Source organism: Cyclobacterium sediminis (assembly GCF_054781075.1).
In genome coordinates, this window is the sequence record NZ_BAAGVC010000008.1 from 42,457 (window position 1) to 63,945 (window position 21,489).

Annotated in this window: 12 protein-coding genes; 2 read left to right on the plus strand and 10 right to left on the minus strand. The window is 38.9% G+C overall.

All coding sequences use genetic code 11. The annotated features are described in order from the left end of the window. Positions 1 to 256 precede the first annotated feature (256 nt). Positions 257 to 3,091, plus strand: coding sequence for an RNA polymerase-associated protein RapA (gene rapA / locus ACYVHJ_RS10995; RefSeq protein WP_460514715.1), 2,835 nt, complete (start codon positions 257 to 259; stop codon positions 3,089 to 3,091). Positions 3,092 to 3,144: 53 nt separating this feature from the next. Continuing rightward, complete coding sequence (locus tag ACYVHJ_RS11000; protein WP_460514718.1) at positions 3,145 to 4,149, plus strand: DHH family phosphoesterase; 1,005 nt, start codon at positions 3,145 to 3,147, stop codon at positions 4,147 to 4,149. Between the two features lie 57 nt (positions 4,150 to 4,206). Here ACYVHJ_RS11000 and ACYVHJ_RS11005 read toward each other — a convergent pair whose 3' ends face one another. The 10 genes from ACYVHJ_RS11005 to ACYVHJ_RS11050 form a co-directional block, all read right to left on the minus strand. Next, the gene (locus ACYVHJ_RS11005) at positions 4,207 to 5,301 is read right to left on the minus strand and encodes a PAS domain-containing sensor histidine kinase (protein ID WP_460514720.1); all 1,095 of its coding nucleotides are present in this window, start codon (positions 5,299 to 5,301) and stop codon (positions 4,207 to 4,209) included. An 84-nt stretch (positions 5,302 to 5,385) separates the two neighbouring features. Then, the gene (locus tag ACYVHJ_RS11010) at positions 5,386 to 6,456 is read right to left on the minus strand and encodes a glycoside hydrolase family 43 protein (RefSeq protein ID WP_460514722.1); all 1,071 of its coding nucleotides are present in this window, start codon (positions 6,454 to 6,456) and stop codon (positions 5,386 to 5,388) included. Positions 6,457 to 7,098: 642 nt separating this feature from the next. Next, positions 7,099 to 7,638, minus strand: coding sequence for a cupin domain-containing protein (locus ACYVHJ_RS11015; protein WP_460514724.1), 540 nt, complete (start codon positions 7,636 to 7,638; stop codon positions 7,099 to 7,101). A gap of 127 nt (positions 7,639 to 7,765) precedes the next feature. Beyond that, complete coding sequence (locus ACYVHJ_RS11020; RefSeq protein ID WP_460514726.1) at positions 7,766 to 8,524, minus strand: helix-turn-helix domain-containing protein; 759 nt, start codon at positions 8,522 to 8,524, stop codon at positions 7,766 to 7,768. Between the two features lie 278 nt (positions 8,525 to 8,802). Further along, positions 8,803 to 10,422, minus strand: a complete 1,620-nt coding sequence (locus ACYVHJ_RS11025) for a DNA ligase-like domain-containing protein (RefSeq protein WP_460514728.1) — start codon at positions 10,420 to 10,422, stop codon at positions 8,803 to 8,805. Beyond that, positions 10,419 to 11,435 carry a ligase-associated DNA damage response exonuclease gene (locus ACYVHJ_RS11030; protein ID WP_460514730.1) on the minus strand — a complete coding sequence of 339 codons (1,017 nt, stop codon included), beginning with the start codon at positions 11,433 to 11,435 and terminating at the stop codon, positions 10,419 to 10,421. Before ACYVHJ_RS11030 ends, ACYVHJ_RS11025 begins: the two co-directional genes overlap by 4 nt. Positions 11,436 to 11,830: 395 nt before the next feature. Beyond that, the gene (locus tag ACYVHJ_RS11035) at positions 11,831 to 13,030 is read right to left on the minus strand and encodes a Gfo/Idh/MocA family protein (RefSeq protein WP_460514732.1); all 1,200 of its coding nucleotides are present in this window, start codon (positions 13,028 to 13,030) and stop codon (positions 11,831 to 11,833) included. An 88-nt stretch (positions 13,031 to 13,118) separates the two neighbouring features. Beyond that, positions 13,119 to 14,555 carry a pectate lyase gene (locus tag ACYVHJ_RS11040; protein ID WP_460514734.1) on the minus strand — a complete coding sequence of 479 codons (1,437 nt, stop codon included), beginning with the start codon at positions 14,553 to 14,555 and terminating at the stop codon, positions 13,119 to 13,121. 89 nt (positions 14,556 to 14,644) lie between these two features. Next, positions 14,645 to 15,676, minus strand: a complete 1,032-nt coding sequence (locus ACYVHJ_RS11045; RefSeq protein WP_460514736.1) for a PorP/SprF family type IX secretion system membrane protein — start codon at positions 15,674 to 15,676, stop codon at positions 14,645 to 14,647. Further along, positions 15,673 to 21,237 (minus strand): PKD domain-containing protein, encoded by a 5,565-nt coding sequence (locus ACYVHJ_RS11050; RefSeq protein WP_460514738.1) that lies wholly within the window; start codon positions 21,235 to 21,237, stop codon positions 15,673 to 15,675. The genes ACYVHJ_RS11045 and ACYVHJ_RS11050 overlap by 4 nt, the downstream gene beginning before the upstream one ends. Positions 21,238 to 21,489 lie beyond the last annotated feature (252 nt).

Sequence of the window (21,489 nt, forward strand, 5' to 3'; positions counted from 1 at the left end):
ACCTGAACGAGTCAAATGCAAAAATCAAGCTTTTTTGGATAAAGTTAAGGCTCAAAATTTATAATAACCGGAGACTTTTTATCTATTCTATAAAGAGAAATATTTTCTAGTTAGAAATATTAGGTCGAATATGGAATTCAAAATAAAAATAAAAAGCTTCAGTTCTTAGTGAAGCGGCTAAAAATTAAAGAACTTGCATTTTTTTAGAAATCCCTTTTTAGGATTGTTAATAAAGTAAGTTAAATCAATAGCATGTATGATGGATTTCTATCCTGATCAGAGATGGGCAAGCGAAGGAGAACCTGACTTAGGTGTCGGTATACTAGTTGAAGTAAGTAAAAATCGAGTGAAAGTCAATTTCCCAAATGCCGGAGAGACGAGACAGTATGCATTAGATAGTGCACCTCTGCGTAGGGTGATATTTAAGCCCGGTGATACAGTAATGGATTCCCATCAACGACCCTTTGAAATTGAGCGTGTCCAAGACAAGGGTGAACTTATCTTGTATATTAATAACAAGGGGACCTTATCGGAAGCAGATTTGGGGGAAGTTACTATAACTCACGGGGTGGATGACCGGCTTTTACTAGGAGAAGTAGATAAACCGGCTGTTTTTGCCTTGCGAAGGAAAACATTGGCCTATGACCATAAGCGTAGAATTTCACCCATCAATGGTTTCATAGGTGGTCGGATAGACCTTATTCCCCATCAACTGTACATTGCCCATGAAGTTAGCTCAAGGTATGCTCCTCGCGTATTGCTTTCTGATCAGGTAGGCCTTGGCAAAACCATTGAGGCTTGTCTAATCATGCACCGTTTATTGTTAAGTGGGCAAGCCTCACGGATTATCATTTTGGTTCCGGATTCATTGGTGCATCAGTGGTTTGTGGAGATGTTAAGGCGATTTAACCTATGGTTTCATATTTTTGATGAAGAAAGGTGTGCCGCATTGGATGATAGTGCTCCTAAGGGAAATCCTTTTCTGGATGATCAATTGGTGCTCTGTAGTACTTCATTTTTGGCTGGATCACAAAAGAGGGCAGGCCAGGCTATTTCTGCAGACTGGGACATGCTGGTCGTAGATGAGGCTCATCATTTGGCTTGGTCATTGAAGAAAATAAGCTTTGAGTATGCCATTGTTGAGGCTTTGAGTAAAGTTGCTAAAGGCTTGTTACTATTGACAGCGACGCCTGAACAACTTGGGGCAGAAAGTCACTTTGCGCGATTAAGATTATTGGATCCTGAAAGGTATGCCGATTACCATACCTTCATCAATGAATCTCAAGACCATGCTACTATTGCCAATATTGTGGAGAAACTGGCATCAAGTGAAGCCATAAATAAAAAGGACAAAACCCTGTTGAAAGATTTATTTGGTGACAAGAGAATAGCAAAACTAGCGGAAAAAGGGGATATAGGTAAAAATCAATTGATAGAAGATTTACTGGACCAGCACGGCCCAGGTCGGGTAGTGTTTAGAAATACCCGAGCGGCAATGAGTGGTTTTCCTATCAGGAAAGTACAGTTAATCCCTTTAAAAACAGGACCCTCTCAGCAAGAGTGGGCAAAACGCATGTCGGCCGAATTTATTTTGGACAAAAGCAATGGATCGGCAGGGGATGTAAAGCGTCCTTATCATTTTTCAAAGGACCCACGGGTGACCTGGCTTGTCAATTTATTGGATCAGTTAAATCCTAAAAAAGTGGTTTTGATTTGCAGAAGCAAAGCGAAAGTATTGGCATTGGAAAATGCCTTGCGAGACCTTAGCGGTGCAAAAGTAGGCGTGTTTCATGAAGACCTGAACATTGTACAAAGGGATCGGAATGCGGCTTGGTTTGGCGAGGAAAATGGAGCAAGAATATTACTGTGTTCCGAAATTGGTAGTGAAGGGAGAAACTTTCAATTTGCGCATCATTTGGTATTGTTTGATTTGCCGATGCATCCCGAGCTTTTGGAACAGCGGATTGGACGCTTGGATAGGATAGGGCAAAAGGAAACCATTCGGATTTACGTACCCTACCTGAAAGGGAGTACTCAAGAAATTTTAGCGCGTTGGTTTCATGAAGGCCTGAATGCTTTTGAGGAAAATATAGAAGGGGGTAACCAAATTGGACAAATGTTTGGTGACCGCTTGTTTGAGCTTGCAATGACTTCAATTAGGAAAGATGTTATATCGGATTTAGAAGCTTTAATAAGAGAGACTGAAACCTACCAAGGAGCGCTAAAGCAGACTTTAGCCAATGGACGGGACAGACTGCTGGAGATGAATTCCTTTAGACCTAAGGTAGCCAAGGAATTGGTAACTAAAATTAGATCTGCGGATAAAGATTTAAACCTTGAGAATTATATGGCCAAAGTTTTTGATCATTTTGGTATTGAGATGGAAGATTTGGCCCAACGAACCTATTGGTTGCGCCCAAGTAAGGCCAACGATACAGCATTTCCATCCATACCGGATAAGGGGGTCGCGATTACTTTCGACCGAAAGCGAGCATTAAGCAGGGAAGACATCAGTTTTATAAGTTGGGATCACCCCATGGTGACTGGAGCCATTGATATGGTGCTGGGAATGGGTACGGGAGCCGCTAGTTTTGGCCATTTGAAGGGTACAGGTAATACCGGAATACTTTTGGAAGCGATTTTTGTACTAGAAACATCAGGAAAAGAAGGTGTCTATGTAGACAGGTTCTTGCCCAATACACCTTTGCGCGTAATTGTAAACCATCTTGCAGAAGAAGTTACAGAAAGTTATCCCATTGGTTTGTTGAACAAGCAATTGGTACCCGGACAAATCAACGATTTGATAGGCAATGAACGATTTGTAGATGAAATATTTCCTGAAATGCTCAAGACAGCAGAAGAAATAGCCGACCAAATGAAGGACAAAGAAATAGACATGGGGCTTCAATACATGAACCAGACCATGGACCATGAGATTGGGAGATTGGCCTATTTGTTTAAAAGGAATAAGGCCATCAGACCGGATGAAATAAAGACAGCCTTGGAGCAGAAAACGGTGTTAACTGAGTTGATCGCTAATGCCCGGATTAGAATTGATGCCATCCAGTTGATTCGAGAAGGAGGAAATTAGCCAATTATAGCAATGGATTTTCAATGCATAAATTATTGAATAGTTATAAAAAAATGAATAAATACGAACAAATAGTGGCAGAAATTAAAGCTGCTTCAAACATAATTATCACCTCTCATAAATCACCGGACGGTGATTCAGTAGGCAGCTCTTTAGGATTGCTTTATTTTATTGAAAAATTGGGGAAAAATGCCACCATATGCCACCCGGATCCTGCTCCAAGGTTTTTGGATTGGCTAGATACTTCAGCATTTTTAACGATGACGGATAAAGCGGGAGCGATAGCTGAGGCTTTTTCTAAGACCGACTTGGTTTTCTGTCTTGATTATAACGGAACCAACAGAGTAGGTCATGACATGCAAGTCTTATTGGAAGGGCTAAAATGCAAAAGGATAATGATTGACCATCACCTTGATCCTGAAGATTTTCCGGATATTTTAGTTTCAGAAACTTCAGTCTCTTCAACAGCTGAGTTAATCGTTGAATTAATTGAACAATCTGGAAATAGCGCATTACTTGATAAGAAAATAGGAACCCCATTATACTTAGGGATACTGACGGATACAGGAGGCTTCAGGTTTCCTTCTACCGGCCCACGTACCCACGAAATACTGGGTAAATTATTGGCTTCAGGTGTGGAGCATCATTTGATCCATGAAATGTTAAGTGATAACAATACTGAAAGTAGATTGCGCTTGCAAGGATATGCAATGAGTGAAAAATTGGAAGTTCTAGAAGAACATAAGGTGGCATTAATTTCTTTATCAAAAGAAGAATTGGCCAAATATAATTACCAAAAAGGGGACACTGACAGCCTGGCCAACCAAGCCTTGACTATCAAAGGAATGAAGGCCGCCATAGTATTTACAGAAAGAGATGGCATTATGAAGATTTCTTTTCGCTCAAAAGGGCAGGAGAATCCGGTTAATGTAATGGCTGCAGATAATTTTAATGGAGGTGGTCATATGAATGCCTCCGGAGGAATGAGCGAATTATCAGTTTCAGAAACATTGGATAAAATCAAGCGATTGGTACCAAAGTATTTTCCTGCCAGTTAATCATTCAATTCTTTAAAAAAGCGTTACTTTGATGAGATAAGTAACGCTTTTTTTACTTTAATTTTGAGGTTTGATTTTGTTTGGAATTTCAATAGTGAACGTTGTACCAACTCCTATATCAGAATTAATTTTAATAAAACCTTCTAGATTTCTTATCGATTTCTGAACCAAAAATAAACCTAACCCTACACCTTCACTTGATTCTTGGTTAACCTGATAATTGCGATTCATTAGCTTAGGAATGTCCTCTTTTTTTATTCCTAGCCCATTGTCGGCAACCTGTAGCACCCCTTTATTTTCATCGGATTTAAAATGCAAGGCAATAAATTTATTAGATTTTAAGGGATCTGAATATTTTATGGCATTGCTTACCAAATTGGATAAGATGGATTGAAGCTCATTTTCGTTGGTATAAAAATGGCCGTCTTGTTGTATGTCTAACTTTAACTCAATGGCGTTTTGCTTAAGAAGATGAGGTATGGTCTCTAAATATTTGGTTACTATTTGCTCCATGCTGATGGCTTGTACATCACCTATTGAGGCAATATGCTTCAGGGTGTCTTTGACAAAGGACCTTAGGTTTGCACTTCCTTTTCCTATGAGTTCCAAATATTCCCTGACACTTTCCTTATCATTTTCTGATTTTGATAAATTGATCAATCCCATTATTGAAGCCAAGGGATTTTGAATGTCATGGACAATTTTCTGTAAGGTTGTTTGCAGCCGTTCATTAAGAATTAGGGACTGCTTGTAATTTTTTTCAATTTCCAACTCTGCCATCTTTCTGTTGGTAATATTAATATGGGCCATTAAGGTCAGATTAGGATTTTCCAGCACTTGAGTAACCCGTAAAATAAACCATCTTTTTTCTGTGGGAGAATGGCAAGGGTATTCCAATTCAAATTTGTCAAGCTCCTTATCGATAACCTGCTGAATGCCTGTTTTAGCATCCATTGCCATTCTGGTTTCCTCTCCTTTAACAGCTTCACAGGTAGATAAATAATTGTTGTTGACTCCTGTACTAGCATCATCTCCTCTATTTTCTGCAGAAAAGTCGCGCCAGGCTTTATTCGTAAAAATAATTTGCCCCTCGCGATTAATAATGGCCATTGATTCAGTTATAGAATCAAGTATATTAAAATTATTCACCATTTTTTCTGCCAGTTAAATAAAAAACCATGCCAAATAAAATAAATTTATAAAAATGTATTAAATATTTCGATATTTTCAATAAACTTAATCATTTAAGAAATTTCTTTTTACTCCTTCTAAAGTCATCTTAACAGGATTAATAAAACCATCTTTATCAAAGGTCATTTTGTCGATACAAGTTTCGCGGTGGTTTCCGTTTGTAGTATTTAAGGGGCGACGATGATAAACCATATAATATTCATCTGTATTTGGAATGTTGATTACAGAATGATGGCCTGCTCCGGTAGCGATATTTGGGTCTTGCTGCAATACTTTGCCTATTCGCTCAAAAGGTCCGAAAGGACTATCTCCTATAGCATAGGCAACGCTGTAATCAGGCCCTGTCCAATTTCCTTCTGACCACATAAAGTAATACTTACCTTTTCTTTTAAATACAAAAGGTCCTTCAACATATTGATCAGGGGTCAATTCTTTAAATGTTTCTCCATCATCAAAAGGCACTAGACTTAATAAATCATCACTTAGTTTGACAATATTACAATGTTTCCAACCACCATAGTACATGTAATATTGGCCATCGTCATCCTTAAACACATATTGGTCTATGGGCTGGGCACCATTATGGAAAGAGTTTATCAGGGGTTTACCAATGGCATCAATAAATGGGCCTGCCGGATTGTCGGCTACAGCAACACCAATTCCGCCCATTTCATCGTTGCTCTGAATATCGTTGGCACCAAAAAACAAGTAATACTGCTCATTGGCCTTAATGATCGAAGGAGCCCAAATGGAATAGGCTGCCCATGATACATCTTTGATGTCCAGAACCCGTGAATGTTTTTCCCAATTGATCAGGTCTTTTGAAGAAAAAGCATCAAGAAAGGTTTGTTTAAGGTATTGTGGATTGATCGTGTTTTTTTGAAGTTCCAGTTGCTGCTCAGTCAATTCCGATGTTTTCTCCACATCTTCATAATCATCTGAAAAAGTTGGGTAAATCCAATATTCTTCATCAAAAATTATTCCTTCGGGATCTGCATACCAACCCGAGAAAACTGGGTTTCCGGAATAAACGGTATTTTCTTCTTCATTTTTATTTGGTTGACATGAGCAAAGAAGGATAATTACAAAAGGAAAGGCAAAGCTTAGGGTTTTCATTGAGCGTTATAAATTTTGCTGATTCGATGGTGGGTATTTATTTGTAATAGTGAATATAGGTCAAAATGCTGGTCTTGCAAATTAGGAAAGATTTTCAAATCCAGCTTTTTTAAAATGTTAAAGATTTGGTTAACAGTAGCTATAAATTATGGTCCTGAAAATCGTAATAGTCCTTCTTGAATTATTGTCGTTATTTGAAAAACCAATTTCTTAATGTTATGCTATACTTTTGCTTCTGTTTATATAGGGTGATTTTAAGTTTTATATGGATTTACCTTTTGTATCTATTTATGAGTTTTTTATTGTGAAGATATTTTTGGTGTAAATTTTAAATGTCAATCAGAAGGGATTCTAATTGTTTATTTTTTCATGTTATCTAAAATACGATTCTGGATTTATCTTTGCAAGAAATAGGTTGGTAGGTATTATTACGTCATTGCCTTTATTCTGCCTTTATTGTCACCTTTCCGTGGGGAATTACAGGCTGGATCAAATGTCCGCTTTGACCTGGACATGGTAATAGGGCATAAAGTAACCTGTATGGGTGTTTTTCTTGAAGCGTTTTATTAAAAGGAATTGTACCCGGAATTGAATATTCCGGGTTTCAATATCGCTCAAAATTTTACTTTTAAAGAATTTTTCCTAAACGAAACTAACCCCGTGTTTTTGACAAATTTCAGCCACTTTATTAAAATCCGGTGGTCCTTCCGGTAAATCTGCTAATTGCTGAAACATATATTCAATTCCCGCTGGGAAGGCAGAAGTGATCATTTTGGCTTTATTTGTTCCAACTACTTTCCATGAGTGCGGGATGTTTTTGGGAGCATACGCTATATCTCCTGCTTTCAAAACTGAGGTTTTACCCCCCACCATTATTTCGATTTCACCCTCAATTATCCGGAATATTTCATCTTCTTTACTGTGAACATGAGGCGGTATTCCTACGCCGGGTTCAACATTGTCTACCCATTCAACAATTTGATTGCCGGTTTCAATACCTACTAATTTGTGGGTTTGAATATCACCAATTACATTTAAAACGCTCCCTTCTGAAGCTTTAATTACTTTAGATTTTTCATTGGAGCTTTTTTCTGAGCCATTCGATTGAAAAGGCGAAATTTCCGGTTTTAGGACAAATGCTAATCCTAGGCCTGAAGTCTTGATAAATTTTTTCCTGTCCATGATTTAAGTTTTTATGCAAATTATGGCAGCAATGGATGTTTTACAATGTGAAAAGTACGGTAAAACCTTAGATAATAAGAACAATTACCCCTTTCTTAGGATGGAAGGGTTAATTCCTGTATGAGATTTAAAAAAAAAAACTGAAATAATCAGGTGAGGAGAAACCCAAACCAAAACTGATTTCCTTTAAGGTTTTGTTGGAAAATTTTAATTCATGTCGTGACCTCATCAGTAATTGTTCTACAATAATACTTTTTGCACTTGTGGAAAGAATTTCTTGAACACATTCATTCAAATATTTTGATGAGATATTTAGAATGCTGGCATAATGACTTACTTTATGGTATTCGCAAACTTCCTTGTCTACGAGTCTTTTGAAGTTATAAACTATCTTGGTTTTGGCATTATTATTTGAAACCACAGATTTGATATTACACTGCCCATCACAGTAAACGAAGAATGTATTCAGTAAAGACAAAATAGCCTCTTCTTTGTGGTTAAGTTGAGAACCAGAAAGTTCATCAATCATTTCAAGAATTGCCTGTATTCTCTTTTCTATTCCCGGACTTAATTTAAACAGCGGGATTTCATCCTGATGAAAAAGTCTGACCTTATTGATGTGTAAGCTTTTTAATACAGGTGTATCCAAAACTTCTTTGCTTAAATACATGATAAAACCCGTAGATTCATTATTATTTCTAATTATTTCCCACTGGTGAATAGGGTTTAAAAAGAAAATAGAATTAGAGACATTTTCGTATAGATGGTTGCCAATCTCAATGCCTGTAATACCCTCTTTTATCCAACAGACTGCATAGGGTCTATGGCTTTGTTTTGCGCAAAGCTTGCTATTAATAGGAGCGATTTTTATTGAATTAAGGTCCATAAATTGCGCTAAAATTAGGAAAGGGATAATTTCATTAAATATTGTAGAGAATTTTAATCTAATGTATTGATTCAATCATTTTTTATAAGTATTCGGTATCAAATTAATTGGTTATTTAACGAAAAGCCTTGATCAAGATAAAAATAGTTGCTTAAGTGTGCAAACACCGGATATTACTTCTTGTATTTGTAGTTTGCTATTATTACGCTTTTTTGAATTTATTTTCTAAAAAATAGAGCTAGGAAAGATATTTTTTAATTTATTTGTTTGATATGGTTTCAGCCATACAAATTCAATAAATTTTCTAAATCTTCTAAGGTATTGGCCTCATTTGCAGGTTTGTCTTTTCTCCATCTAAACATTCTTGGAAATCGCAAGGCTACACCTGATTTATGACGGGATGACCTGGCTATTCCCTCAAATGCAATTTCAAAAACCAAATCCGGTTTAACACTTCTTACCGGCCCAAAACGATCAATGGTATTTCGTTTTACAAATGCATCTACCTCATTAATTTCTTTGTCAGTTAGGCCGGAATAGGCTTTGGCAAATGGTACTAGTTCCATGCCTTTCCACACTGCAAAAGTGTAATCGGTATATAAGTTGGCCCTTCTTCCATGTCCTCTCATGGCATATAAAAGGACAGCATCTATGGTTAATGGATCAATTTTCCATTTCCACCAATCCCCTTTTTTCCTACCTACTTTATAAGTGCCGGATTTATTTTTAAGCATCAAGCCTTCTGCATGATATTTCCGTGAATCGGCCCTTTCATTGGTTAAATCTTCCCACTCATTAAACTCCACCAATTCGGAAATAAGCAATTTTTTGGAGGCTACGTTTTTCACTAGTTTTTCCAATTCTTGTCGCCTATATTGCAAAGAAGATTCCCTAATATCCTCCCCATTCAGTTCTAATAAATCGTAAGCAATCATTATTACCGGAGCCTTATCCAAGATGCTTTTGCTTACATTTTTACGACCTATTCGACTTTGCAATACATTGAACCCTAGTGGTTGATCGCTTTGATAAGCAATAATTTCTCCATCAATGACAGTTCCTTGAGGAAGGGCTTCGGTAAGTATTTCAAATTCAGGAAATTTGTCCGTTATTAATTCTTCTCCTCTTGACCATAAAAAAAGCTGGTTTTCTCGGATTATCAATTGTCCTCTAATTCCATCCCATTTTCTTTCGGCCAGCCATTCATTGGGCTTTCCCAATTCTTCTATATTGGTCTCTAAGCCATAAGCCAGATAAAAAGGGTAAGGTTGAGATATTTTATCTGCAGGATCAGTTGCAATGATTAATTGATGATAGCTACTTGTTTCTGCTCTCCAGTTGCCCATCAATCTATGGGATAGAGTATTTTCATCAATGCCACTGTGCCGGGACAATGCCCTTGTCATCAGTTTTTGAGAAACCCCCACCCGCCAACTTCCGGTCATTAGCTTGTTGAAGATAAAACGCTCGGTTTCATCAAGTTGATTCCATGCCCAGAGCACTTTTTCTTTTTTTGTAGCCAACACATCTTCCGATTCGGTGGGATGCTCGTCTTCGAGATTTTTTAAATCGATAATAAATGCAATCCATTCACTAAGGCTTTTGTCATGTTTGCTTTCAAGATTAGGATGCATCAAAGCCATGGTCTCTGCCAAATCACCCACGATATGGTAAGACTCCTCAAACAACCACAGTGGTACATTAGCAGCTGAGGCAGCCCAAGCTCGCAGTAAGGAAGTTCTTACACTTCTCTTGGGTCTTCTGTGACTCAGTATGGCTATGGTCCAAAGTTTGTCGTTTTCCTCGGCACCATCAAAATATTCTACCAAAGCAGCTACCTTTTTTAAGGTTTTGGTAGTTTGATCAAGTTGAGTAAAAAGTTGGACAAAATCTTTCATGTTACATTATCTTTACTCTCGATTTCCATTGCCTCCGGTTCAAAGGCTGTAGCTTCAATCTGAGTGTCTATTCCTTGATCATTTAACCATTTGCTAAATACATTGGTGTATCCATGAGTGACTATTACTTTTTCACAGGATGTTGCTTTTATGGCTGCATTTAGCCCATCCCAGTCGGCATGATCTGACAATACAAACCCTCTATCCAAAGACCGTCTTCTTCTTGGCCCTCTCAGCTTCATCCAACCGGAGGCATTGCCGACTTCGAAAGGTTGAAATTTTTTCTGCCAGGTAGTACCTAAGGCAGATGGGGGCGCAATTACTAAAGCCCCTCTGTAGGCCGATTTATTAATCTCAGGGTTTACATAAGTTGTTTGGTTCAACTTTACTCCCATATTTCGGATGATTTCATTGGTTTTCTCTATGGCACCATGCGTGAAGATTTTCCCAATAGAAGGATCTATACCTTGAATTAAGCGCTGGGCTTTTCCTAAAGAATACCCTGTTAGGATGGTGACTTTGTCTTCCTCTTGATTTTTGTTCCACCATTGGTTGATGTCGTCGAATACCTCCTTTTGATCCTGCCATTGAAATACCGGTAAACCAAAGGTACATTCAGTAATAAAGGTATTACACTTGATAGGCTCAAATGGGCTTGCAAACCCGTCGTCTTCCAATTTATAATCCCCAGAAGCTACCCAAATTTCGCCCTTGTATTCAACCCGTACTTGAGCAGAACCAATAATATGACCGGCAGGATAGAAGCTAAAGGAAACCCCGCGGATGGTTTTGTTTTCCAGGTATTCCATTGATTCAATATGAATATCTGATCCTAAACGGTGTTGTATAATAGGTTTGGATAAATGATGACAAAGGTAAAACTTGTTTCCCCAACGTGAGTGGTCCGCATGCGCATGGGTAATGATGGCATAGTCCACAGGTTTCCATGGGTCTATGTATACATTTGCCCTTTTACAATAAATACCTTTTTCAGTGAATTGCAATAAAGCCATATATCAATAACTGGATTGGTAGGGATAAGTTTATTCAACCTTGCCTTTTATGTTAGGGTTGCCATACAAAACAGATGATTCTCAAAAATCGAGCCTTAAATGCATTAGGTTATCAAAGTAGATAAGTGAAATTTAAATTTTAGTTTTACAATACATATGGTGATAAATACTCTTTGGACAGTATTTATCATTTTAACTTTTAGTCAAAAGTATATGCTAATTTGCCCTTTAACTGAGGTGAGAAAAGGTTTAAGCTTTATCTTATTCAATCAGCATCAATGAATATGGGATCATTGATGCTGATTGGTTGATTCAATTAATTTGGCCGTTCCTATTTACAAGGTTCAAAGTCCCAAAGCCACAATGGCATTATCATCCGGATAAAAAAAAATAGATTACAATTGGATAACTCTACCTTCTTCGGCCGATTGATAGGCAGCATAGATTACATTCACCACATCCACTGCTAAATCTATCCCTGAAAGGGGTTCGCGTGATTCATGGATTGCGTGAATAAAATCCTCTATTTCTCGTGAAAATCCACGAAACCAGTCTTCATCACAACTTGGCCGATTCCATCCGGCTTTGGTCTCTAATTTTTCTGTAAAATTTTCACTAGCAAAAGTTTCGGGGTCTACGGCGTAAGTTTCAATCACGTCATTCGCAGTCATATTGGCCTTGATGACTCCATCCGTCATAAATGCAGTAACACGGGTGTTTAGTCCTCCTAATCCAACGTCGCTAACCAATACAGTGGCACGGGATCCATCATCAAAACGAATCACTACATTGGCCCAGTCTTCTACATCTACCGGGTCAGAGCTGATCCATTGATGGGCCTTGGCCTCTTTGGCATTTTCTGAAGCCTTGGTATGAATTAGGTCTGCCGTATCGGCCATTACTGACACCGGCAAAATACTTTTTCCTCTGCGTTGCTGTCCTTCCCATTGCTTGAGGTAAAGGCATGCTCCAACAGCATGTGCGCCCATTCTAAGCAAGGCGCCTCCACCCATGTATTTCCATTCTTTGGAAAAGAAGGAATTTGATCCGGAATGATTTTCTTCTGCCCTTAATTCAAGCACCGAACCTTTGGAAGCAGCGATCAGGTTACGCATTTTCACTATTGGTGGGGCATAGACCCAGTTTTCGGCATAACAAAAAAGTACATTGTTTGCCTTCACAGCCTCTCTTACAGCTTCAGCATTTTTGCTGGCTCCCGCTCTCATCTTTGCTCGTGGTACATGAAAACCTATTGGTTCAGCATCTCCCGGTTCGCCAAAATACCCTGTGAGTGGTTTTTCCATGATGATGTGTTTACCGGCCTCAGCGGCCTTTATGGCAATCTCATGGTGCGAAGCTGGTGGAGTGCATATATCGATCAGGTCAATATCTTCCCTACCGAGCAATTCGTCAAGATCAGTTGTTATAAAAGACACCCCAATATCTTGAGCAAATGAATTAGCGCTTGCTTCTGTTAGAGCGCAGATACCTCTGATTTCAACCAGACCAGGAGTTAAGCCCATATAGTTTGCGTGATGCATGCGCGCTCCATACCGGGCACCAACCATTCCTATACCTAGTGTTTTTTTAGTCATTTATTGAAAGCGTTTTCTTCCTTTGTAATTAATTCATTTAAATAGATGTATTGTGTAATACCTTCTCAAATTTAAACAAGTTTTAATACTATTTAAATTTATCCAGTTGATTGCTTAGATCAATATATGTGGTCAAATGGTTTATATTATTATTAAAAACTTGACTACTGATCCGATCCATGGTTAAGTATTGACCATTCCATCTGACCCCATCGGGCATTCTTTTTTTGAAAGTGTCATTTTTTGTAATCCAAGCACCAGATTTTTCTTGTTCGCTGATGATTTGGATTACTTTTGAACTGACTTCTTCCAAACGTTTGGCTACTTCTTCTTTGGTTTGTAAACCTTCTTCTGCTTTTAATAAATCTTTATATCCCAAAGTCATTGCTTTTTCGTAGCGAGAAGTACTTGTCTCAAGACGTGCTTGCAAATCAGATTGGTAACCATATCCTGTTCGTCGTTCCGGGTGAAGGTCCTCTAATTTTTCTACACGAATCCTAGGTCTGTCATAATAAAGAGGTTTGCCGGTTCCGATTTCTACAAACCTTGCCCACTTGCCATTTTCCATTTTTGATTCATTCATCCACCTTAGGGCATCAGGAATAGGCTCAAGTATAGTTTTATGCCCCAAGGCAAGGTACAAATCAATTAAGGTATTGATATTGTTTAAGGTTACTGCCGGACAAACAGCCGGAGGTTCAAATGTGCGTGCCCAGGCAGGTTGTAAAAATTCATTGTACTGTTGTGCCCAACCGGGTTGGGGAGGAGGGAGTTGAGAAATATTCATAAATCTCGCTGCCTTCTTCAAGCTTTTTTCAATTGCTTCATCGTTGGGATAGAATTGATAAGCCTCTATCATGACTCGAATACAATCATTGATTCCTCCATCATTAAAAGTAGCATAATCATGATAGTTTCCTTGTTCAGGGTATTTGTGAGGCCAACCACCGTTGCTTAATTGGGTGGCAACCATCATTTTCAATGCCTTTTGAGTGGCTTTGTGGATTAGTTCATCTTCAACTTCCTGGTCTAGCGCCATTAAAAAGCTAATGGCTGACTGGGTTTGGTTATCATCAAAGCTCACTTTATCCATATCCAAATCTTTAAAATTGATGGTATGGTTCCAGCCTCCATATTTATTTTGTCCTCTTATCAATGCATAGGCAGCTTCTTTGGCATAGTCGAGGGCTTGTTGATCTCCTGTGGCCTTATAAGCGCTTAAAAATGCTTGACCGACGGCAGGTGTCCCGGGAGGTTGTACTTCTATGGTATGATTATCTAGGGGTATCTCACCCCATTTTTTAGTCAAATCGGGCGTTACAAAATACACGTACCCACCTTCTGTATTGACAGTATAAAAAAAGGACACTCCTTTTTTTATAGCTTCCTCTACTTTGGATTTTAAATCACTTACTTTATGATTTTTCGATTGGTTTTGTTGTGCCAGTCCAGGTAAAATGCTTAGCATGCCGGTAAGGAAATAAGCTGCAACTAAGCTTAGTTTTTTTCTCAGTTTAAGAGTCATTTTGGGCTTTGATTATTGATGAAAGGATTGAGGTTAAATTAATAGTCAATTAAAAGAATTAAATTTTTAAATCTCGGGTTGAGTTCTCTTTAATACCTCCAATCTGCATTACTGGGTGGACAGGGGAGAATGGTTTGCATAAATCGCTTTTTTATAAGGTCTGTAAAATAAATCGATACTTCATGAGAAACATGTGCAGGGTTGCTAAATTTATTCAACATATAATCGTAACTATAAGCCATAGTGAGGCCATTTAATAGGCTAAAGCCCAGCACTGCATTGATGGAGTTTTGATCAGGCAACTCATTAAATCTGGTGATATTCCGGAAGCCCAAGCCTCCAATAAAGTTTTCAACTTGTATTTGTGGAATGACTTCTATTTGTTGGAAGGTCCCCTGTCTTTTATAATTGAATGAGACAGAAAAAACCTTTCGCATATCGGCCGTTTTAAACAACCTTCTATCCAAGTTTTTGACATAACCGCCATGAACGGCCCATTTGATAGGTAAGTTATTTCCTATCCCATCTTCGAGAAAGCCGATATTGGGACGGGAGAGGTGGCTACTGCTGATACCAAACCAAAAATCCGGAGCCTGAAGCAATGCCCCAAAAGCAATGTCAGGATACCATTTGCTGTCCTCACCTGGTAATAGATCCATACTGGAAGGATTTACAGTACGATTTAGTAAATCTATTTGATCCCCAAATACCATTTCCTGTAAGGTTAAACTTCTATTGACAAGCCCCAATTGACCTCCAAATCGAAGGAAGCTTTGGTTATTTAATATGAGTTTATAAGAGAGGTAACCAGCTAAATCTGTTGACTGTATATTCAGTAAACTTTCAGAGAACTGGGATGCTGAAAAACCAAAGCCCACATTGGTTTCGTCTATATAGGTGTCAAAATAAAGTCCATAGGCATTGAAATCATACCCCAGGCCCGGCCATTGTTTTCTATAATTGATGCCCACACGGGTAACTTCCATGGCCCCTGTAAAAGCAGGACTCAAGTTTAGGGGTGCAGCATAAAATTGGGTAAATTGAAAATCCTGCGCTTTTAGGCCTCTCGAGTAGAAAACGATACTGACAATAAGGAGCAATATGATCTTAATCTTTCTCATTCTAAAAGCATAAATGCACCGGTTTCACTAAAATCTCTTCCGTCTGCAGTGGTATAATTTAACTTATAAACGTAATTACCAGGACTTGATTTTTGACCACGATAGGTGCCATCCCAGCCATTATCTGTCAGATCCTCGGAATGATATAAAATTTCTCCCCATTTGTTCATTACAGTGAACACTAAATGATCCACGTGCACAAACTTCGGGAAATAGGTGTCATTAACCCCGTCACCATTTGGCGTAAATACATTGGGGGTTTCAAGGAAATAATCAGTAATTATTATTTCGAAAGTATCGTAAGTTTCACAACCCCAAAAATCCGTTACCATTAGCGTGACCGTATAGGTTCCGGGAACTTGATAACTATGTATAGGATTTTCCTCCAGACTATTGTTACCCTCTCCAAAATCCCAATAATAATTACTTATATTCCCACTGCTTTTATTGATAAATTGTACTTCAAAATTGGCCAAATTCTCCTCATATTGACCAAAAGATGAGGATAAATAATCTCCCTCGGCTAACACCACATTGTTTTCCACTTCAAAGCTACGGGTCTGAATACAGCCATTGCCATCAGTGATGGTTACTTCATAATTTCCGGGGCTGTTGGTTTCCATTCTGTACCCATTGTTGGAAACTTCACCACTACTCCAGGCGATGGTATAAGGGGCCACACCTCCATCTATATTTAGATCAATTGTCTCCAATATTTCTCTTGGTTCACAATGGGTAGTTGTGGTACTGGCTAAATTAATTACAATTGGGTCAGGTCTTCTTACCTCAAAAGTTTGGGTAACATAACAACCTGATTGGTCAGTAACTTCTACTGAGTAATCACCATTGGTAAGGTTGAAAATAGACTGGGTACTTTCTCCATTGCTCCAAGAATAATTATAGGGAGGCCTTCCTCCTGAAACTGTTAGGTTGATCGCACCACTTTCACTGTTTTCACAGTCTAGGGCATCATCTACCTGTCCAACAGCCATTAATAAATCCGGTTCCAGCAGGTTAAAGGTTCTTTCAATGGTACATCCTTTGGCATCTTCCAAATACACACTGTAAACACCCGGGCCAAGGTTATACAAGGAGGACTGCTCAGGACCGTGTGCCCAGGTTGCTTTAACAGGTGCAAGCCCTCCATTTAAGTTTAATAATATGCTTCCATCTTTTTCACCAAAGCAAGAGATTGGATTAACAACCGGATCAATTTCAAATACGGGCACTTCAGCAATGGTGGTTTCTTTTACTACTGTACAGCCATTGGCATCAGTCACGGTCACCTGATAAAATCCCGGGCCAATGCCTTCAAAAGATCTTTGCGTGGAACCTATATTCCAACTTATTTGATAAGGTTCCACCCCTCCCCGAATGTCTATTGAAAGGTCGGCATCATTGGCATTGTAACAAGATACCTCCGTTTGTGTCATGCTGACCTCCAGTGCTTCATCCGGTTGTGAGATAGTTATATTCGATTGACCGATCTGACAGCCATTGGCATCTGTCACAATTACCGAGTAGGCTCCTGCCAAAAGTCCATCAAGATTCGCACTGGTAGGAGAGATGGGCTGCCCATTTCGACTCCATTCATAGGTGTAAGTATTTGCAATTCCTCCCTCTACCTGGATTGCGATGCTTCCGGTTGCTTCCCCATAACACAAGACATCGATTGTTTCAAGGACTGTAAGCGATAAAGCCGCAGGTTCTGAAATCGTATATTGCTCTGTTATTTCACATCCATTTTCATCTGAAATAGTAGCTTCATAATTACCTGGTGCAAGGTTGTTGATGCGGTCATTATTGGAATTGAATCCTCCGGGGCCTGTCCAAAAAATGGTATAACTGCCCGCTCCACCTGAAGGAGCCAATGAAATGCTTCCATTGTCAGCTTCATGGCAAGTGATCTCGTATCCATTATGAAAAGACACATCCGAATTGCTCTCTAAAGGATCCGGTTCATTAATATTTATGATATCAGTAACCACTTCACAGCCATTTTGGTCTGTAATTGTAAGCTGATAAGCTCCGGGTTTTAGATTTTCAATGGAAGGTTGGTCTGCCGTAAAACCATCAGGTCCTTCCCATTCGTAGACATAATCACCTGATCCTCCTGAAGTGCTTACGTCAATCCAACCATTCTCTGCTCCAAAGCAGGAAATATTGAAACCCGTGTAATTTGAAACTTCTACTTCTTCGATTTGTAAACCTGTTGCCGGTTGGGTGATTTCTATGTTTTCTACTTCTTGTAGACAATTATTAATGTCACTCACAGTAAAGGAATATATCCCGGCCGCAAGATTGGTGAAATACCAGATTGATTCAGAGGTAGTAGGAGAGACACTAATCACTTCATTATCCGCATCATATAAAGTATATTGATAAGGTCCTGCAGAACTTCTAGTAATTGTTGCTGCGAGCACTCCTGTAAATTGGCCATAGCAGGAAACATTGACTTTTTCATCAGTAAGTTCGGCCACTTCCAAACCTTGTGGTTCCGTAAGGTTGTAGGTTTTAACGATTTCACAGCCATTAAGGTCTGTAATGGTTAGGTTATAAGTCCCTGAGTATAGGTTTTCTAAGCGGTTTTCTGATGAGACAAAGCCATTCGGACCGGTCCAGCTTATTGCAGCATTACCTGTACCACCTATAATATCAAGGTAAATAAATCCTTCATTTCCTCCATTACATTGAACACCAAATCCATTGTAATCTGAAACATCATCTAGCAGAGCCAAAGGATCCGGTTCTTCTATTTCAAAGGTTCGGCTAAGGGTACAACCGGATTCATCGGCCAGAAGTAACTCATAAGTACCGGCTACCAATCCTTGAAGATTGTCTTCAATGGAGGTAAAACCACCTGGCCCTGTCCAACTGTAATTAATTTGACCTTGGTTACCTGTGACATTAAATGAAATCGACCCATCACTTTCTCCTGCACAAGAAATCTCATATCCATTGTAATCGGAGATTTGGACGTCGGTCAGTTGTAAGCCTGTTTCAGGTTGGTCCACCAAAATATTTTCTATTAGTAGATTACAGCCATTTGCATCTTCAATATTCACCGAGTAAAGTCCACCAGCTAACCCTGTAAAAGAATAACTATTTTCACTAAAGTTAGTAATCCGCTGCAAAGTTGAAGATTCGTCCATTAACTTTAAAGTAATGGTATAAGGAGGCAGAGATTGCTGTTCAAACGCAATTGAAAATTCACCATTTCTCTCTCCAAAACAGGTTACAGGTACTCGTGCATCAATGTCTTCAGTTACAATTAATTCATTCGGTTCGGATATTTCGTAGTTTGTTTCAATTAAACATCCGTTTTCATCAGTTATAGACAAAGAATAGGATCCGGCCAAAAGGTTGGTTAGGGTACTATTCGCTGAAGTGAAACCATCCGGGCCTGTCCAGGAATAGGTATAGTTGCCGGTTCCTCCGGAAGGGTTGGGGTCTATACTGGCATCGGCAGCGCCATAACAACTTATATTAAAACCATTGCTTTCGGGAATGATTTCATTTAGTGAAAATGGGGCAGGTTCCTCAATAATAATGCTTTCAATACTTGCTGTACATACATTTTCATCGGTAACAATGAGCTGATATTCACCCGGTTCAAGGTTGTTAATATCCTTACTAGTGGCTTCAAAACCATTTGGCCCTGTCCAGAAATAATCCAAGTCTCCAATACCTCCACTGATGTCTAGACTGATGCTTCCATCTGCAGCACCTGCACAGGATATTTGATATCCATTGAATTCCGAAACGATAGTATTTTCAATTTGCAAGCCCGTGGTTGGCTCATCTACTACTATACCCTCCAAAAGGAAATTACATCCTTGACTGTTCTCAATTCTGAAATCGTAGGTACCGCCTGGCAGGTCTCTAAAAAACAGAGTGTCTGAAGTAGTGGTCATTACAGGGCCAAAAACTTCCCTTAATTCACCATCATGAAAGACTTCAATGGAAAAAGGAGTGGGGGTGGTTTCAAACAATTCCAAAGCGATGATACCGGTTTCTTCTCCAAAACACCTAACATCTTGCCTTAGCTCATCAAGTTCAGTTAAGGTTAAAGGATCCGGTTCTGTTATATTGAAATTCTTAGCCAAAATACAACCATTCTCATCCGTTAATAATACAGCATATTCCCCGGGTGCTAATTGTTGTCTCTTAAAAACGTCATCATTTGGACTTGGCGGTAAAATATCCAGATCATCTGTATTAGGTACATTTAAATTGTCAAAATTACCGGTATACCAGGCAATGGTATAACCCGGAACGCCACCTGAAGGGGCAATGCTTATTTCTCCATCATTGGCATTATGGCAGCTGATATTTTCAACGGTTTCAGAGAGTACTAAGGCAGCCGGACCTTCCACAGTTATCCAAGGGGTAGATCTTTCGCACACCAGGGGATCGGCTCCTGCAATGTCAAATAACCTGCCACGGTCTGAAATTGTCGCATAATAATCTCCAGCAGGTAAATTTTGAAGCTTACTTTCCATGGCAATGATTTCACCATCTTCAGTCACAAAAGTACTGATGTCACCATCTACTTCTTCATTATTTTCGTCAAACCAGGTGACACCGTATTTGATCCAGTCTTCACGAGGATTTCCAGCAAAAGGCTGGGACCAGCCGCCGTTAATCAGTAGACTTATTTCCCCATTGGTATCGCCGTAGCAGGCAAGATGTTCAACAGATTCGACAATTTCTAATGGTTCCGGGATAACGATGGTAAAACTTTCACGGCCATTGCATTGAAACCGGTCTTCAATTTCAAGGGTATAGGTTCCTACATCTAAATTTTGAACCTGAATAACAGCGAAACCATCATCGTCTGAAACCACATCAAAAGCAGTGGGTGTTTCATTTCCATCCTCATCTATAATAACAAAATTGTTTACAGGAAGAGCGGCATTGAAAATAATAAATTCAACCACTCCGGTATCATCATCAGGGCATAGAAACCCTGCGAAGTTTAGTTCAAAATCCAATGAATAAGCCTGACCAAGGGGCCCGGCATTTCTATAATATTCTCTGCCCATATTGTCTATGGCCACAATTTTATATTGAGCTTCTCGATCCAATTCATTATCTAAACCAAAGGTAACAGATGCCGAACTTTGAAATGGGGCGGTATTGTTAACTGTTACAGTAGATAGTATATTGTCTGATTCGTCTATCAGGTTAAAGGTAAAGGGGTAAGATTCTTCATGTCTTTGATCAGGTTTATAGGCACTTACTGATAAGGTTATGGTCCCTTGGCAACTATTTTCAAAATAGGAAAGTGGTAATATAGGAGGGATCACAAGTATTTTGAAAGGATAAGTTTCGCTGACCTCTATGCCGTCAGATACCTGAATATTAACTGTTATTTCTTTTCCTTTAGAGTCCCAACTGTCATCATAAATCACCTCGGGATCAATGGTTTGACCCGAAAATGAATATCCTGTACCTGGAAGAATTTCCAAGCTTAAATTAGATTGATCACCTGAATAGTCTATCGAAAGCAAATCCAGCGTAATTTCCAAGTCTCCATTATAAAGAACTTGAGTTTCCACTTGGTCTGAAATTGATATTGGTGCAAAAAATGTAAATATTTCGCCTTTTGATTCAAAAATTTGATAGGCTAGTACTAAAGATACTACCAGTCCAGAAAGTAAGAGCTTGTGTATACTATCAAATCGCTTTGGTAAATTTTTTTTAAAAATTTTCAATACTAAAACATTTATTAAAAATTAGACTTACTAAAAGCTGAACCTTTATCAACTCTAAATTTAGAAAATACCCATTAAAAATATATGTTATTTTTA